General features: G+C 60.8%; 8 protein-coding genes and 1 riboswitch. Of the genes, 3 read left to right on the top strand and 5 right to left on the bottom strand.

Annotated elements, in window-relative coordinates:
* Positions 1-120 precede the first annotated feature (120 nt).
* On the top strand, positions 121-7,500 hold the full coding sequence (locus tag D8U82_RS04210) for a DUF6543 domain-containing protein (RefSeq protein WP_241668041.1): 7,380 nt from the start codon (positions 121-123) through the stop codon (positions 7,498-7,500).
* Positions 7,501-7,548: 48 nt separating this feature from the next.
* Here the strand turns inward: D8U82_RS04210 and metH are convergent, their stop codons facing one another.
* On the bottom strand, positions 7,549-11,259 hold the full coding sequence (metH, locus tag D8U82_RS04205; RefSeq protein WP_122707977.1) for a methionine synthase: 3,711 nt from the start codon (positions 11,257-11,259) through the stop codon (positions 7,549-7,551).
* Between the two features lie 154 nt (positions 11,260-11,413).
* Here metH and D8U82_RS04200 point away from each other — a divergent pair, with 154 nt between their 5' ends.
* Both D8U82_RS04200 and nfuA read left to right on the top strand, forming a co-directional pair.
* Complete coding sequence (locus tag D8U82_RS04200) at positions 11,414-13,708, top strand: fatty acid cis/trans isomerase (RefSeq protein ID WP_130901709.1); 2,295 nt, start codon at positions 11,414-11,416, stop codon at positions 13,706-13,708.
* A gap of 103 nt (positions 13,709-13,811) precedes the next feature.
* Positions 13,812-14,396: a Fe-S biogenesis protein NfuA gene (gene nfuA, locus D8U82_RS04195; RefSeq protein WP_003225494.1), complete on the top strand. Its 585-nt coding sequence runs from the start codon at positions 13,812-13,814 to the stop codon at positions 14,394-14,396.
* Positions 14,397-14,512: 116 nt separating this feature from the next.
* On the opposite strand, the gene cobM is transcribed toward nfuA, so the two are convergent.
* From cobM to D8U82_RS04175, 4 genes are all read right to left on the bottom strand, one after another.
* Positions 14,513-15,259, bottom strand: coding sequence for a precorrin-4 C(11)-methyltransferase (gene cobM / locus D8U82_RS04190; RefSeq protein ID WP_016774483.1), 747 nt, complete (start codon positions 15,257-15,259; stop codon positions 14,513-14,515).
* A gap of 78 nt (positions 15,260-15,337) precedes the next feature.
* A complete protein-coding gene (locus D8U82_RS04185; RefSeq protein WP_071172073.1) occupies positions 15,338-15,751 on the bottom strand; it encodes a cobalamin biosynthesis protein in 414 nt (137 codons plus the stop codon).
* Positions 15,748-16,449, bottom strand: coding sequence for a CbtA family protein (locus D8U82_RS04180; RefSeq protein ID WP_130901708.1), 702 nt, complete (start codon positions 16,447-16,449; stop codon positions 15,748-15,750). Before D8U82_RS04180 ends, D8U82_RS04185 begins: the two co-directional genes overlap by 4 nt.
* Positions 16,450-16,460: 11 nt before the next feature.
* Complete coding sequence (locus tag D8U82_RS04175) at positions 16,461-16,658, bottom strand: CbtB domain-containing protein (RefSeq protein ID WP_130901707.1); 198 nt, start codon at positions 16,656-16,658, stop codon at positions 16,461-16,463.
* 122 nt (positions 16,659-16,780) lie between these two features.
* Positions 16,781-17,000: riboswitch (cobalamin riboswitch) on the bottom strand.
* Positions 17,001-17,168: the final 168 nt, after the last annotated feature.

Raw genomic sequence — 17,168 nt, 5'->3', positions numbered from 1 at the left:
AGGCGGTCCGAGGCAGGCCAAGTCACATCCGCTTACCACTGCTGGTTGCGCAATACCCGGATAACGCAGAAGCGATAACGCGACATGGTTTGCTGAGCGCTCCATCAACAAGGAGTGACCATGATCGCTATTTCCTCAAAACCCATGTCGACGCAGCCTGCGTCGACCGATCAGCCGGCAGACGCCAGTCGGTCAGTAAAGCTCGTTGCAACGCAAAGCCTGCACGGCGAGTTTCTCGAAGCTTCGATCCCGCAATGGTTGACCGACGCTTCGCCGCAACGGCGCGAAGCCTTCAAGGCGGTTGCGACAGCATTGCCGGCCTGGTATCAGGATGCGACGCCGGCCCAGCGCAAAATCGTTGACGATACGTTCAAGGCCAGTGTCATCGCCCAGAACAGTCTCGACAAGCGCATGGCGAAACTTCAGGACGTCGAGACGTTTGCCCGGCCATTAGTCATCAAAGCGCTGAAAGTCAAACACTCGCTGGATATCGATGTCGACAAAACGCTGCTGTGTCTGCGCCGCCCGGTGGAGATGGGTATCCAGCAAATCGAACTGGCCTCATTCGAGGTGCTCAAGATAACGCTGCTGGAAGCCGCACTGCACAACTTCGAAGCTGGCGAATGCGAAGGGACCTACCATTCGAGCTCAGGTTTTGTGGTGGCAGGGTCCACGGCGCAGACGTTCGACCATGTGAGCATCGGTATTTCGGTCAGCCAGTTTCTGCACCTTTGCCGCGATCTGGATGTCGGCCAGCAATACCAGACTTACCTGCAAGGATTCTTTCATCCTGAGGAAGCGGTGGCAGAGGCAGTGCTTGCCGAACGCTTCATTGCCGCGCAGAAGGCGACGCTGCGCGCTGCGGCCGAGCAGGCGCTGTTGCAAAAGGATATCGAGGCGGCGGATCACGCGATGATCGTCTCGGTGATTGACGGCGAGATGCATCCCTGGATGGGGAAAAAACAGGTCTGGTTCAAGGACCTGGGGTTGATGAAAAAAAGACTCACCGGCTGCGTCGCGTTCGTCATCTGCGAGAAATACCGCTATACCGACGAACTGATTCTTTACATCCCGCACGATCCTGAACATCCGCTCAAGCGCTACACGTTCCAGCAGATGCGCGACGAGCTCAAACGCTTGCTCACTGCACGCGACGCTCCGCAACAGACGGGCGCGGAGCCCACCGCCTACCAGCGCTTTCTCAGCCAGTTCCTGCCTTATGACCAGCGTCCCGAGTATTTCAGCCAGTTCAGGCAGAAGGCGGCTGACTCACCCGGCGATGGCTGGGATCTGCTGCGCTCGCCATGGCTGTCGGTGCTGCAAGGCTTCACCGCCGGCTCGGCGTTCACCCGCATTCAGCAGGTACCGCCCGAACGCCAGGTCAAATGGGAGCCAGTGGCGGACCCTTACATCGCACCGTCCACCCTGGGACGCAAGGGGCAGGGACTTTGGGCTCCCAACGAGGATCTGTGGCAATACCTCTATAGCCAGAACCGCACCAAGCTGATCGATGATGCCCGAAGCCATGCGGTACCGACTGCCGAGGTAGACGCGCGAGCAAGGGACGCCAAACTGGCGCATCTGATGCAACTCGGCATGCTCGGTCTGAACATGGTCTCGATGTTCGTGCCTGTGTTGGGCGAAGTGATGATGGTGGTGATGGCCGGGCAACTGCTCTATGAAACGCTTGAGGGCGCAATCGAATGGGCCGAGGGCGATCGGCGGGCGGCCAAGGATCATTTGATCGATGTGGCGGAAAACCTTGCGCAGATTGCGCTGATGGCCGGTGTGGGCGCCGCAGTAAGGAAAATCTCAAGCGCCAAAGCCGTGCCGGTCATTGAAAGTCTGCATCCGGTGAAGTTGCCCAACGGCGAAACCCGGCTGTGGAAACCCGACCTGAGCGCTTACGAGTCGACTGTTGCACTGCCTGTCAGTCCCGGGCCAAACAGTGCCGGCCAGCACGTGCTTGAGGGTAAAACCTATATTCGCCAGAGCGGCAAGGTCTATGAGCAGTTTTTCGATGAATCGATCGGCAAATGGCGGATCAGCCATCCGACCGACATCAACGCCTGGCAGCCGGTGCTCCACAGCAATGGAAGCGGTGCCTGGCGCCATACTTTGGAACGTCCGCAGGATTGGGATCGTCTGACCCTGTTGCGGCGCATCGGCCATGCAACCGAAGCGTTTTCCGATGCACAGCTGATCAAGGCTGCCGATATCAGCGGTGTCAGTGAAGCCGCGCTGCGCAAGATGCACATTGATTCTTCGCTGCCACCACCGGAACTGACCCAAGCCATGCGCATGATGCAAGCAGATGGCAACGCGGCACTGGTTGTCGAGCAGTTGCGCGGGACAAAACCGATCGATGAACTGTACCTCTACGCGTTGCCGCTGATCACCGAAATGCCGCGCTGGCCGGAGAACCGGGTGCTGGAAGTCTTCGACGGCGAGCAATTGTCCGGCAAGTTCGTCAGGTATGGCTCCGCGCGGCGGTTTCGCGATGTCGGCGTCAAGCTACCCATTCAGATATCGCGGGCCGATATCTTCAGCGGTGAACTGCCAGCACGTATTCTCGCAGGGCTGGACGAGTCAGAAATCACTCGGCTCCTCGGCGAGCAGGGGGCACGCGTGCGCGATGGCCGACCGGCAGAATTTGGCAAGCAGATCGCCGACTACGCCAACACCCGCCAGCCGGCGATCTACGACAGCATTCATTCGGGCACCGACCCCGTCGATCCGCAGGTTGCGCGCTTGCAGAAGGCCTGCCCGGGGCTCAGTAAACCGGCGGCGCAAACGGTGCTGGCGCATGGTCGGCCCGATGATCTTCAGCGACTCGGCTCAGGGCAACGAGTACCGCTGCGCCTGTTGGAGGAGGCCCGCTGGTACGCGCGGCAAAGTCGACAGGTAGCGGCATATGCCGGTCTGCGCAGCGAAAACGTCGCCGCTGCGGACAGCCGGCGCCTGGCGTTGCACACGCTGGAGCAATTGGCGGGTTGGCCCGACAACCTTCGCATTGAAGTACGCGAAGGCCACGACGCCGGCATGCTGCTCGACAGCATCGGCAGTGAAGCCGCCGGCGAGAAAAAATACCTGATAAAAACAGGCGTTCAGTTTCAGGCATACAACGAGCGCGGTGAGGCACTCAACAGCCTGCCTCGCAACGGCGACAATTTTTACTCGTCGATCATGCATGCCCTGCCTGATGATGCGCGCCGCAGCCTCGGTGTCCCTGAGGTCGGGCAGTCCGCAGAGTTGCAAGCAAAGATCATCGATCACGCCGACCAGCACCAGGCTGATGCACCCGCGTTGCTGGCGCCTCAGGTCAAGTGGATAAAGCCCCCGGTGCGGGTGAACGCTACCTTGATCGGTTATCCCGCCAGTGGACGCGGCGCGGGATTGGCACCGAACCTGCTGGCTCACGTGCAGGATATCTACCCGCAATTGAGCGACGAACAGGCTCGTGGCTTTCTCCTTGACCAATATCGGACAGGAAAAAACGACCGGGCCATTTTCGAGCTGTTGCAATCACGTCGGCGTGAGTGGGAACAGCTCAATGCGACGCTGGATGAATGGGCGGGGACAGCGACGGCGGCGCCCTGGGAACGCTCCGGAACAAATTACAAGTTTCGCACCGCGCAAGCGCTGAAAACCTGCTGGCGCAACGCTTTGTCCACTGGGGTCGCGGGTGCCGATCAACTGTCGATTCTCACCTACGATCCTCTGCCAGAGATGACCGTCGACTTTGCTCACGTGCGTGAACTGTCGATTGGCGGCGGAGGTTTGACCGACGCCAATGCCGATGCCTTCCTGGCGCGATTTGCCAATATCGAAAAGTTGTCGCTGGGGGAGCGGGGCAGTCTGTTCGGCACCTACATGGAGCACGAGCAGTCACTGACGACCTTGCCCCTGAGCGTGACTCGCATGTCCGCATTGAAAAGGCTCAAGTTCCGAACGCCAGCGCGGGTGATGGCTGCCGATCTGTCGACAAGATTGCGTAGCCTGACCGCGGTTGAGGAGCTTCATCTCGATTTTCCCGGCGGCGCAGGCAGCCCGCCCGAGCTGGACCTGGCTCCCCTTGAACGACTGAAGAAACTCAAGATTGAAGCGCCGGGCCTGACGCAGTGGCCGGCTTATGTGGAACAACTGCCTGAACTGGAGCGTCTGGATCTGACGCAGACCGCCATCGCATCCCTTCCACAGACCCTCTATGTCGGGCACGAGAGACTCTGGGCCGGTTTGTCCCTGGACTGGTCGAGGTTCTCCCACGCAGCGTTCAAACCGGCTTACGACTATGTGAAAAACTACATGGGGGAATGGGGGCATCTGGTTGATCTGGACTTGATGGTCCGCCGCTACTGCGCCGGGGAACTGCAGTTTCTGACGGGTGAGGCCGGCCGTCTCAACCCGTTACCTCAGCGCATCATGAGTCTGTGGAACACACCGGAGACCCGGCTTGGAGCCGTGGAGATTCTGCGCGTGGAGCACAGCGCAATTTTCCGCCAGTTCTACGAGGCCAGCGCATCCGCAGAGTTGCGTACGGCGTCGCCGGCAGCGCGCTGGCAAGCGCCGCCCAATGCCCGGGTGGTTCGTGCACTGGAAAAAAACTGGCGCGCGGCCATACGCCGGCGTTATCGCTTGAACGATGACGTTCGTCCCTTCAATGCTGAGGACTGGATATCCGCCAGCGATCTGGACGACGCCAGCATGTTTGAACTGGTTGACACCGCCTGGGCGCTGGGCGCGGAGTCGGTGAGTGAGCTGCCGCAATTGCCGGCCGGTACGTTTGCTCATGTACAGCGGGTTCGGCTGGACCGCTTGACTGTGCCGGTCGAACAGATCCGCGGCTTTCTCCAGGCGTTCAGTGGCGCCACAAGCCTGGAGGTCACCGCCTGCGGATTGACCGAAGTGCCGGTGCGGCCAGCCGATTTGCCCCGGCTCACACAGCTGGACCTGTCTTTCAACCGAATCGCCGTGACCCCTGAGGTGCAAGGTCAATTCGACGCGCTGAGCAATCTCGAACATCTCAATGCCCGCCTCAATCGGCTGGACACACTGGACGTTTCTCGCCTGACCGGCCTCAGGACGCTGAACCTCAGCTCAAACGGGCTCAATGAGTGGCCGAAGGGGGCGGAGAACCTGGCACATTTGCAAGCAATGGATTTGCGGCATAACACCATCGGTTCGCTCCCCGATCACGTGCTTGCCGACAACGCTGTGCTGCTCAAGACCCGGCTGCTGAACAACCGCTTCAGTGTCGGCGGCGAAGCGAGCCTAAAGGCGGCGCAGCGACGTATAGAAATGACCTTGGGTTTGCCCGAAGGGGCGCTGCAACGGTTTGAATCGCAAGCGCCGTCGTTACCCGCCGGTTCCAGCGGTTCCAGCGGTGCCACGCCTGACACGGCACTCAATCGCGCCGCTCATCTCTTGCCACTGCCATCTGCCTCGGTCATTCAGCAAGGCACCGACATGCATCGCGCAGTGCTGGAAATCTTTCCGTCACTGTCGCTTGAAAAGGCCCAGGCCAGCGTTGAGCGTTTACGCACTGAAGGCCTGTCCCCTGAGCAGATCGTCGGCAGACTGAATCAGTGGCGAGCAAGTAACGAGGCGTTGACGCGTGAGTTGAACGGCTGGATCTTCAACCCGGCGCAAGGGACTGGTGAAGGGGCGTCGTCAACAAGATTCTTTGATGCCTCCAGGATCCGCGCTTGCTGGCGGGACGGGCTCACCGGCCATACCGAATCCGCCGGACGGACGCTGAGCCTGTCAGCGGGCGGCTTGGGTGATTTGCCTGCGCTGTCGAACGTGTTTTCCCATGTGCGGACGCTGGACCTGACCGGGGCAAAGTTTTCCGTCGAGAGTTTCAACCTCTTCTGCCCGGCGTTTCCTGAGTTGACCACGCTGATGCTCAATGGCACGGGCCTGGCACGCCTGCCGGAAGCTGTCGGCAGTCTGAGCCGGCTCGAACGGCTGGAATTGAGCGGCAATCGCCTGGCCGTGGCGCAATCGGTGTATCAGCACGCGAGCGGGGCGCGGCTGCGCTGGCTCGACCTCAGTCACAATCAGCTGGAAGAATTCAACGCCGCAACCTACAGCAGTCTGCAAACCCTCAACCTCGGCCAGAACGGCCTGGATTTCTGGCCTGAAGGCGTGCTTGAACTGGCGCATCTGCAAAGGCTGGACCTGTCGGGCAACAACATCATGGTTTTCCCGGACCGGCTGTTGGGCGGCAATCATGAGGCGCTCGTGGCAGGCACCGATCTGTCGGAGAACTCGCTGTCGCTTAACGCATTGGAGCAGATCAGGGACTACAGCGTCGCGCATGGCGGCAGTGAGGTGCTGGGCTACACGCCGGAGTCCTTGCAGCGCTTGATCGCCGAGCGTATGAGCGACTCGGAAAGCGATAGCGGATCCGAATCGGATTCGGATCGGGGTTCGGACCCCGACTCCGATAGCGACGATGGTGATGATCCGCGTGGCGGAGGCGGAGGCGGTGGCGGTAGCGGTAGCAGTAGCAGGCCCGTGGATATGCATGCCGGTGTGGAGGCTGCGGAGGTGATTGCCAATCCGGCGCAGGACGTGGCGGCGCCGGCGATGGATATATGGATGACCTACACCCATGCAGATGCGCGTGCAGCGCGGCAAGCACTATGGCTGCAATTGGCTCGACAGGCCAACCATGAGGCGTTCTTTCATTTGCTCTCGACCTTGCCCGACACCCTGGAATTCAGGTTTGCCGGTGCCGATCTGACCCACCGGGTCTGGCAAGTGATCCAGGCTGCCACGGAAAACGCTGAACTGCGCGAGCTGTTGTTTTTCAACGCCGAAACCCACGGCACGTGCCCCGATGGCCGGATCCTGTCGTTCAGCGAACTGGAGACCCGCGTCTACGAATACAACGCTCTGCGCGACATTCCGCGGCATCGTCAGCTGCAACGCGGCAGAGCGCTGCTCGATCTGACTCGACGGCTGTTTCGCCTGGAAAGGGTGGATCGACTGGCCGAAGCCGCCGCCAGGAACAAGGATCGCGCGGAAGTCCGCCTGCAATACCGCATCGCCATGACACGCGGCTGGCCGGACGACCTGGAGTTGCCGGCGCAACCCGAACACATGTTGTACGCCTCACCGATTCGCGGGCGACGATTGCTCAATGCGCGTGCCTCGGTTCTCGCGGACGAGGCATCACCCATGTTTCTGGAGGATCTGATTGCGCGGGACTACTGGATCCGCTATCTGCAGGATCGCCACGCCGAGGCGTTCGAGGCACTTGAACGCGACGCTACCAGGCGGCACGAAGCGGTCGAGGATGCCTACCCGGACAGAGAAAACAGCGATTATCTGGATGCGATGAGGGTGCTTGAAATCGAACTGGCGGACGCGCGCATCGAGAAACTCAAGGCTTTGACTCGCACAGAACTGGAGAGCCTGGCGTCGCAGGATGCGGGAGCGTCGCCATCGGCCCCGTCTTCACCGAAACCCGGGCCTTCGTGGCGCCGTGACTGACTGATCGAGCAGACCTGGGAGCAGCGCGCTCCCAGGTCCGCGGCCCGATCAGCTGTCGTAACCCAGATTTGGCGCCAGCCAACGCTCGGTCACGCTCAGGTCCTGGCCTTTGCGCGCGGTGTAGCTCTGCACTTGATCCTTGTCGATCTTGCCCACGGCAAAGTACTGCGCCTGCGGATGGGCGAAGTACCAGCCGCTGACCGCTGCGGCGGGGAACATTGCGTAGTGTTCGGTGAGGAACACGCCACTGCGCCCGGCGCGCATTTCGGCAGCCTCTGGATCGAGCAGGGTGAACAGCGCGGCTTTCTCGGTGTGATCCGGGCAGGCCGGGTAGCCGGGAGCAGGGCGGATGCCACGGTACTGCTCTTTGATCAGCGCATCGTTATCCAGGGTCTCGTCCTTGGCGTAACCCCAGTGTTCTTTACGCACTTGCTGGTGCAGCCATTCGGCGCAGGCTTCGGCCAAGCGGTCGGCGAGGGCCTTGACCATGATCGAGTTGTAGTCGTCGCCCGCGTCCTGATAGGCCTTGGCCACTTCTTCGGCACCGATGCCAGCGGTGGTGATAAAGCCGCCGACATAGTCGGTGACTTCGCTGTCCTTCGGCGCCACGAAGTCGGCGAGGCAGAAGTTCGGCTTGCCGTCGGTCTTGATGATCTGCTGACGCAGGTGATGCAGCTTGGCCAGCGGCTTGCCGTTGTCGTCGTACAGCTCGATGTCGTCTTCGTTGACCTGATTGGCCGGCCAGAAACCGAACACCGCACGGGCGCTGATCAGTTTTTCGTCGATGAGCTTGGCGAGCATTTCCTGCGCGTCCTTGTACAGCGCAGTGGCGGCTTCACCGACCACTTCGTCTTCGAGGATGCGCGGGAACTTGCCGGCCAGGTCCCAGGAAATGAAGAACGGTGTCCAATCGATGTACTCGGCCAGTACCTTCAAATCGATGTTGTCGAGCACCTTGCTGCCGGTGAAGGTCGGTTTCACTGGCTGATAATTGGCCCAGTCGAATTGCGGCTTCTTCGCGATCGCGGCGGCGTAGCTCAGGCGTTCGGTACGGGCGCTGCGATTGGACGTACGCTCGCGCACGTCGATGTATTCCAGGCGGGTCTTCTCGACGAAACCGGCCTTGAGTTCCTTGGACAACAACTGTGTCGCCACGCCGACGGCGCGCGAGGCGTCGGTCACGTAGACCACGGCATCGTTGCTGTACTTCGGCTCGATCTTCACCGCGGTGTGCGCTTTCGACGTGGTCGCGCCACCGATCATCAGTGGCAGGTGGAAATCCTGACGCTGCATTTCACGGGCAACGTGAACCATCTCGTCCAGCGACGGCGTGATCAGGCCGGAGAGGCCGATGATGTCGCACTTTTCTTCTTTGGCGACCTGCAGGATTTTCTCGGCCGGGACCATTACGCCGAGGTCGACAATGTCATAGCCGTTGCAACCGAGCACCACGCCGACGATGTTCTTGCCGATGTCGTGCACGTCGCCCTTGACCGTAGCCATGAGGATCTTGCCCTTGGCTTCCGGCTTGTCGCCTTTCTCCAGTTCGATGAACGGAATCAAGTGCGCCACGGCCTGCTTCATCACGCGGGCGGATTTCACCACTTGCGGGAGGAACATTTTGCCGGCGCCGAACAGGTCGCCGACGATGTTCATGCCGGACATCAACGGGCCTTCGATCACTTCGATCGGCCGCGCAAACGACTGGCGGGATTCTTCGGTGTCTTCAACGATGTGCGTGGTGATGCCCTTGACCAGCGCGTGTTCCAGACGTTTGTTGACGTCCCAGTTGCGCCATTCTTCGGTCTCGGCTTCCTTGACGCTACCGTCGCCCTTGTACTTGTCGGCGATGGCGAGGAGGGCGTCGGTGCCGTCCGGAGTGCGGTTGAGGATCACGTCTTCGACCGCGTCGCGCAGCTCGACCGGGATCTGATCATAGATCTCCAGTTGACCGGCGTTGACGATGCCCATGGTCAGCCCGGCGCGGATCGCGTAGAGCAGGAACACCGAGTGAATCGCCTCACGCACCGGGTTGTTGCCACGGAACGAGAACGACACGTTGGACACGCCGCCGGAGCTCAGCGCGTACGGCAGCTCATCGCGGATGTAGGCGCAGGCATTGATGAAGTCGACGGCGTAGTTGTTGTGCTCTTCGATGCCGGTGGCGACGGCGAAGATGTTCGGGTCGAAGATGATGTCTTCCGGCGGGAAGCCGACTTCATTGACCAGAATGTCGTAGGAGCGTTTGCAGATCTCTTTCTTGCGCGCTTCGGTGTCGGCCTGACCGGCTTCGTCGAAGGCCATCACCACCACCGCAGCGCCGTAGCGCTTGCACAGCTTGGCGTGATGGATGAACTGCTCGACGCCTTCTTTCATGCTGATCGAGTTGACGATGCCCTTGCCCTGGATGCACTTGAGGCCGGCTTCGATGACTTCCCATTTCGACGAGTCGATCATGATCGGCACGCGCGAGATATCCGGTTCGCCGGCGATCAGATTGAGGAAGGTGACCATGGCCTTCTTCGAATCGAGCATGCCCTCGTCCATGTTGATGTCGATGATCTGCGCGCCGGCCTCGACCTGCTGCAGAGCGACTTCGAGGGCTTCGGTGTAGTTGTCTTCACGGATCAGGCGGGCGAATTTTGCCGAACCGGTGATGTTGGTGCGCTCGCCGACGTTGACGAACAGCGAGCTGCGATCGATGGTGAACGGCTCCAGACCCGACAGGCGGCAAGCCTTGGGGATGTCTGGAATCTGCCGCGGCGCATAACCGGCCACGGCTTTGGCGATGGCTTCGATGTGGCCCGGCGTGGTGCCGCAGCAACCGCCGACGATGTTGAGAAAACCGCTCTGAGCGAATTCTTCGATGACTTTGGCGGTTTGCGACGGCAGTTCGTCGTACTCGCCGAATTCATTCGGCAGGCCGGCGTTCGGGTGCGCGGATACGTGGGTGCTGGCCTTGTTCGACAGCTCTTCCAGGTACGGGCGCAGTTCGCTGGCGCCGAGGGCACAGTTCAAGCCCACGGAAATCGGCTTGGCGTGAGCCACCGAGTTCCAGAACGCTTCGGTAGTCTGGCCCGACAGGGTTCGACCGGAGGCGTCGGTGATGGTCCCGGAAATCATGATCGGCAGTTCGAGATGCAGTTCTTCGAACACGCCCTGCACGGCGAAAATCGCCGCTTTGGCGTTGAGCGTGTCGAAAATGGTTTCGATCAGGATCAGGTCGGCGCCGCCCTCGATCAGGCCTTTGGTGGCTTCGGTGTAGTTTTCCACCAGCTCATCGAAGGTCACGTTGCGGTAGCCGGGGTTGTTGACGTCGGGCGACAGCGAGCAGGTACGGCTGGTCGGGCCGAGCACGCCGGCAACGAAGCGCGGCTTGGCCGGGTTTTCGGCGGTCTTGGCGTCGGCAATCTTGCGCGCCAGACGTGCGCCTTCTACGTTTAACTCGTAAGCCAGCTCTTCCATGCCGTAATCGGCCATGGAAATGCGCGTGGCGTTGAAGGTGTTGGTTTCGAGAATGTCGGCGCCGGCGTCCAGATAGGCTTTTTCGATACCGCCGATCACGTCCGGACGGGTGATCACCAGCAGGTCGTTGTTGCCCTTGACGTCACTCGGCCAGTCCGCGAAGCGCTTGCCGCGATAATCCTGTTCTTCGAGCTTGTAGCTCTGGATCATCGTGCCCATCCCGCCGTCGAGAATCAGGATGCGCTCTTTGAGGGCTTGCTTGAGAGCTTGAAGGCGGACGCTGCGATCGGACATGTGGACTACTCGAAAAGACCATTACGAAGGAGCGGGATCATAGCAAACCTGTGCGCTTTTGGAGCATGTGCAGCTTTTGCATGAATATCGCTCATGTTGGTACGAGCGTCATAACGGTAGAATCGCAGCCTTTTTTATCATCGAGATCAGCAACATGCCGCACCGCTTCATCAGTTTATGGTTGCTGGTCCTGAGCGGGAGCGTTGCGGCGCAAGATCCTGCCATTTCTTCTTCCATCTCCTACAGCCGAGATATCCAACCGATCTTCACCGAGAAGTGCGTTGCCTGCCATGCCTGCTATGACTCGGCCTGTCAGCTCAATCTGGGCAGTGGCGAAGGCGCTGCTCGTGGCGCGAGCAAGATGCCCGTGTACGACGGCGAACGCACTCAGGCAGCACCGACCACGCGCCTGTTTTACGACGCCTTCGGCAAGCGCGCCTGGCAGCAGAAAGACTTCTATTCGGTGCTCGACGCCCAAGGCAGTCAGGCCGCGCTGATGGCACGCATGCTTGAACTCGGCCACAAGACGCCGCTGACGCCGAATGCCAAGTTGCCCGAAGACATTGTCCTGGGGCTTAATCGCAACAATCTGTGCGCAATGCCTGCGGAGTTCGACGGATATGCCGGCGCGCACCCGAAGGAGGGCATGCCGCTGGCGGTCACTGGCCTGACCGACCAGCAATACCAGACCTTGCAGCGCTGGCTGGCGTCTGGCGCGCCGATTGACGAACAGAGCCTGGCGCCGAGTGCCAAAGAGGCCATGCAGATCCTGCAGTGGGAAAACCTGCTTAATGCTCCCGGTGCTCGGCAAAGTCTGGTCGGGCGCTGGCTGTTCGAGCACTGGTATCTGGCGCACATCTATTTCAAGGACGGCGAGCCGGGGCATTATTTCCAGTGGGTACGTTCGCGTACGCCGAGCGGCCAGCCGATCGACCTGATCGCCACGCGCCGCCCCAACGACGACCCGGGCACCCAGGTGTATTACCGCTTGTGGCCGGTGCAGGGGGTGATCGTGCACAAGACGCACATCACTTATCCGCTGAGCGCGGCGAAAATGGCCCGGATCAAGAGCCTGTTCTACAACGGCAATTGGCAGGTCAATGCGCTGCCGGGTTACGGCCCGCAGAGCCGTGCCAATCCGTTTGCCACTTTCGAGGCGATTCCGGCGCAGGCGCGCTATCAGTTCATGCTCGATAACGCTGAATACTTCGTCCGCACCTTCATTCGTGGGCCGGTGTGCCGTGGGCAGATCGCGACCGACGTGATCCGCGACAACTTCTGGGCGCTGTTCCAGGCGCCGGAACATGATCTCTACATCACCGACCCGAACTACCGCGGCCAGGCCACACCGCTGCTGGCGATGCCGGGGCAGAACGACGATGTCGGCAGCGTGCTCAGCCTGTGGCGCAACTATCGCGACAAGCGCAACGAATACGAGGCACTGCGCCGTGACAGCTACGCCGATCTGCCGGCGCCGAGCTGGTCGACGCTGTGGGCCGGCAACGACAACGCCTTGCTGAGCATTTTCCGCCACTTCGACAGCGCTTCGGTGACCAAGGGGCTTATCGGTGAGGTGCCGCAGACCATGTGGCTGTTCGACTATCCACTGCTCGAGCGCACCTACTATCAGCTCGCGGTCAACTTCGACGTGTTCGGCAACGTCTCCCATCAGGCGCAGACCCGTCTGTATTTCGACCTGATCCGTAACGGCGCCGAGCAGAACTTCCTGCGCCTGATGCCCGCTGACTCGCGCGAGGATTACCTCAACGATTGGTACCAGGACGGCGGCCAGTTCAAGATGTGGCTCGATTACGAGGCCATCGATGACGACAAACCGACCGCGCTCAAACTCGACGAAAAAGACCCGAAACACGATTTCGCCATGCAGTTGCTGGCGCGCTACGGTGATCTGAACGCGCGGCCGGACCCGATCAATCGCTGCGACGGCGCTTATTGCTCGCGACCGAATATCGATCCGGCGTTGCAGAACGCCGAGCAGGCCCTGAGCCGTCTGGCCTCGCGACCGGCCGCAGGGTTGAAAGTCATCGACCAGTTGCCCGAAGCGACCTTGCTGCGCGTCGAAACCGCCAGCGGCAAGCGCGAGGTCTACAGCGTGCTGCGCAACCGCGCGCACAGCAACGTGGCGTTTTTGCTCGGTGAGTCGCTGCGCTATCAACCGGGCCTCGACACATTGACGATCTATCCGGGCGTACTCACCAGTTACCCGAACTTCATGTTCAACGTACCGGCCGAGCAGGTGCCGGCGTTCGTCGATGCGATGGAGAATGCCAAGGATGCCAATCGGTTCGACAAGATCGTCGAACGCTGGGGCATTCGTCGCAGTCATCCGCAGTTCTGGCTGTATTTCCACGATCTGAGCCAGTACATACACGAAACCGATCCGGTGGAAGAGGGTGTGCTGGATATGAACCGGTACGAGAACCTTTGAGCATTCGCAGGCATATGCCGGGATTCTTTCCCGACAAAAATACTAGGACTTTGTCAGCCGCGCCGATTGGCGTAAACTGCGCCCAAGCCTGCGAGGAGTTTTTATGACCGCTATTACCATTACCGACGCCGCCCATGATTACCTGGCCGATCTGCTCTCCAAGCAGAACACCCCGGGCATCGGCATCCGTGTCTTCATCACCCAGCCTGGCACCCAGTACGCCGAAACCTGCATTGCCTACTGCAAGCCGGGCGAAGAGAAGCCTGAAGATACTGCGCTGGGGCTGAAAAGCTTCACCGCTTACATCGATTCCTTCAGCGAAGCGTTTCTTGACGACGCCGTTGTCGACTATGCCACCGACCGTATGGGCGGCCAGCTGACCATCAAGGCGCCAAATGCCAAGGTGCCGATGGTCAATGCCGACAGCCCGGTCAACGAGCGCATCAACTACTACCTGCAAACCGAGATCAACCCGGGGCTGGCCAGCCACGGCGGTCAGGTCAGCCTGATCGATGTGGTCGAGGACGGCATCGCCGTGTTGCAGTTCGGTGGCGGTTGCCAGGGCTGCGGCCAGGCTGACGTGACCTTGAAGGAAGGCATCGAGCGCACGCTGCTCGAGCGCATCCCGGAGCTCAAGGGCGTTCGCGACGTGACTGACCACACGCAGAAAGAAAACGCCTACTACTAAGGCGTTCGCTGCGAACATGAAAAACGGCGCCCCGTGAGCGCCGTTTTTTTATGCCTGTGGCTTGATCATGCCCACGCTCCGCGTGGGCATGCAGCCCGGGACGCTCCGCGTTCCACTCACGGTCGGTACAAATGCGCATGCCCGGCGCGATACAGCGAAGACTCGCTGAACACTTCACTGCCCAACACCCGCCCGACCAGAATCAGCGCCGTACGCCGAAACCCTTTGGCCTCGACCTTTGCGGCAATGTCCGCCAGTGTACCGACGACCCAGTCCTGATCCGGCCATGTCGCGCGGTGAATCACGGCAATCGGGCAGTCCGCGCCGTAATGCGGCAGCAATTCAACCAAAATCTTTTCCAGATGATTGACCCCCAGATGAATGGCCATGGTCGCGCCATGCTGCGCCAGGCTGGCCAGCTCCTCGCCAACGGGCATCGCGGTCTTGTCGGCGTAACGGGTCAGGATCACGCTTTGCGAGATGTCCGGCAGAGTGAGCTCGGCGCCCAGCAGCGCTGCGCATGCCGCCGTCGCGGTCACGCCCGGAATGATCTCGAAAGGAATGCTCAGCTCACGCAAGTAGCGGATCTGCTCACCAATCGCGCCGTACAGACCTGGATCCCCCGAATGCACGCGGGCAACATCCTGGCCTTTGGCATGGGCCGTCCTGATCAGATCGATGATCTGTTCCAGATGCAGTTCAGCGCTGTTGACCACGGTTTCGGCCTGATGACCTTCCAGCACCGCGGCAGGTACCAGCGAGCCGGCATAAATGATCACCGGGCAGCTGCGAATCAGCCGTTGGCCTTTGACGGTGATGAGCTCCGGGTCGCCGGGGCCGGCGCCGATGAAGTAGACGGTCATCGTTGAATCCTTGTGAAGAGGCGCAGCCCCACTGCAGATGAAGCGTGCTCATGATCAATGGCGGGGATTATCGGGATTTTATGCAGCGCCGGCCAATGCCAGCGTGGCCTGCGCATATTTCTGGCGGTGGATCAGCAGTTTCGCCGGCGCCTGAATCAGTTGCTCGGCCAGCGCCAGCGCGGCGCTTTCCGCCACGCCGTAGCAGCCGGTGCGCTCAAAGGCGATCTGCGATTGATGACTGAGGCGCTGTTGATAAGGCGCCAGTTCGGCACTGTTGAAATACTGCAGGGGCAGGTTCAATTGTGTGGCCAGTTCCAGCAACCCCGGTTCGTCGCGCTTGAGGTCGATACTCGCCAAAGCCTTGACCGCTCGCAGCTCGATGCGGTGCGCCTGCAACGCTTGATCGAGTAATGCACGCAACGTACTGGCCGGGCAGCCGCGCTGGCAGCCGAGGCCGACCACGAAGGTCGGCGCTGCGCGGTCATCGGTCATGCCTGATATCGGCCTGCGCTTTTGCGCCGGAACAACCATGCACTGATCAAGCCCAAGGCCAGCCAGAACGCGACGTTGGTCAGCTGCGAAGCGATTTTGAATTGGGTTTCCAGTGCCTCTGGGGCAAGCATCGAATGAACCTGGGGTTGCGGCGCGCCGATCACATGCGGCACGGCGAGAATCGCCACACCGAGAAGCTTCATCAGCCAGTGGCGGCTGAAGGCGATCAGTGCCAGGCCGACGGCGGTCGATGCGGCAGTGCCGATCCACCAGATCTGCCGCGATGCCAGATCGGCAGCCGCAGTGCCCGGCAATTCAGGTGGCAGGCCCAAGGTCGGCGCGAGAACGAACGTCGCGTAACCGGCCAGACCCCAGAGCAGCCCTTGCGAGGTTTTGGTTGGCGCGCGCAAGGTGTACAGGCCGGCGAGCATCAGGGCGAAACCCACCGCCACCACCAGATTGCCGCCAGTGGTCGAGACCACGCGCTGCCAGCCGTCTTCCGGCTCCCAGGCCTCGCCATCGTGGCTGTGGGCGGCGGTGCCGGCGGCGTGTTCGTGAATTTGCGCGACCGGTTCGGATTTCTCGAAGGATTCGGCCTGCAGAATCAGTGGCGATACCCAGAAACTCTGCAGCAGGGTCAGCAGCAGGGCGGCGAGCAAGCCGGTGAAGCCTGCGGTTTGCGCGATACGCTTGATCATCTCGGCAGGCCTCAGTGGCACGGGAACGCGGCGCTGTGGCGGGTATCGTGGGCGGCGTTGTGCACCGCTTCGATGTGCGAGAAACCGGCGAACCAGACCAGGCTGGCACCGAGGATCGAGGCGAAGAGGGCGGCGGCGACGCGTTGGCCGAGTGTGGTGCTGCTGGAGATGTTGTCAGTGTGGCTGACGGTATTGCTGATGATCGACATAGCGCTTCCCTCTGAAATGTCAGCGGGTAAACAGAGCGCATGAAAATCCCTGCGAGCCGGGCACGCAGGGATTTCGAACAGCGCCCGCCCACCGCGGGTTTGTTTGTGGTCAGCGGCGCTTGCGCGCGCTGGGTGTTGCGGGCCGGTCTCCGGGCTTGCGAGGGGTTGGCACGAGGCCGACCTGCAAGCATCACCTTCCCATGCCGGGGCACAGTGGATCTGACGCTTCGCTCGCTTACCGTTGCGGGGGCAGCACCGGACTGACATGGCCTTGAGTAAAGCACATGATTCACCGGTTTCCCGTTTCACCCTGTGAAGGGCACCCGTAACAAGGTGGGCAGGAGAACATGGGTTTGGGTTTTTAGTCAATTTCCGGGGAGTTTTCGGTGCTGCGGTGGGGGTGTTTTTCTGATGTTTTTGTGTGTATATCCGTTGCTGCGGTAACGGCTGCTTAGGGTTTCGCCCTTACGGCGACTCACTTTTTTTACAAACGCCTAAAAAAAGTAAGCA

The organism is Pseudomonas sp. Sample_23, from assembly GCF_004307595.1.
GTDB lineage: Bacteria > Pseudomonadota > Gammaproteobacteria > Pseudomonadales > Pseudomonadaceae > Aquipseudomonas > Aquipseudomonas atacamensis.
The sequence above is the reverse complement of the archived record's forward strand: the minus strand, read 5'-3'. Positions and strand labels throughout refer to the sequence as shown.

Bases quoted from the DNA above. Each gene is read 5' to 3' on its own strand.
- D8U82_RS04210 (WP_241668041.1), top strand. From the start codon at position 121: ATGATCGCTATTTCCTCAAAACCCATGTCGACGCAGCCTGCGTCGACC.
- metH (WP_122707977.1), bottom strand. From the start codon at position 11,259: ATGTCCGATCGCAGCGTCCGCCTTCAAGCTCTCAAGCAAGCCCTCAAA.
- D8U82_RS04200 (WP_130901709.1), top strand. From the start codon at position 11,414: ATGCCGCACCGCTTCATCAGTTTATGGTTGCTGGTCCTGAGCGGGAGC.
- nfuA (WP_003225494.1), top strand. From the start codon at position 13,812: ATGACCGCTATTACCATTACCGACGCCGCCCATGATTACCTGGCCGAT.
- cobM (WP_016774483.1), bottom strand. From the start codon at position 15,259: ATGACCGTCTACTTCATCGGCGCCGGCCCCGGCGACCCGGAGCTCATC.
- D8U82_RS04185 (WP_071172073.1), bottom strand. From the start codon at position 15,751: ATGACCGATGACCGCGCAGCGCCGACCTTCGTGGTCGGCCTCGGCTGC.
- D8U82_RS04180 (WP_130901708.1), bottom strand. From the start codon at position 16,449: ATGATCAAGCGTATCGCGCAAACCGCAGGCTTCACCGGCTTGCTCGCC.
- D8U82_RS04175 (WP_130901707.1), bottom strand. From the start codon at position 16,658: ATGTCGATCATCAGCAATACCGTCAGCCACACTGACAACATCTCCAGC.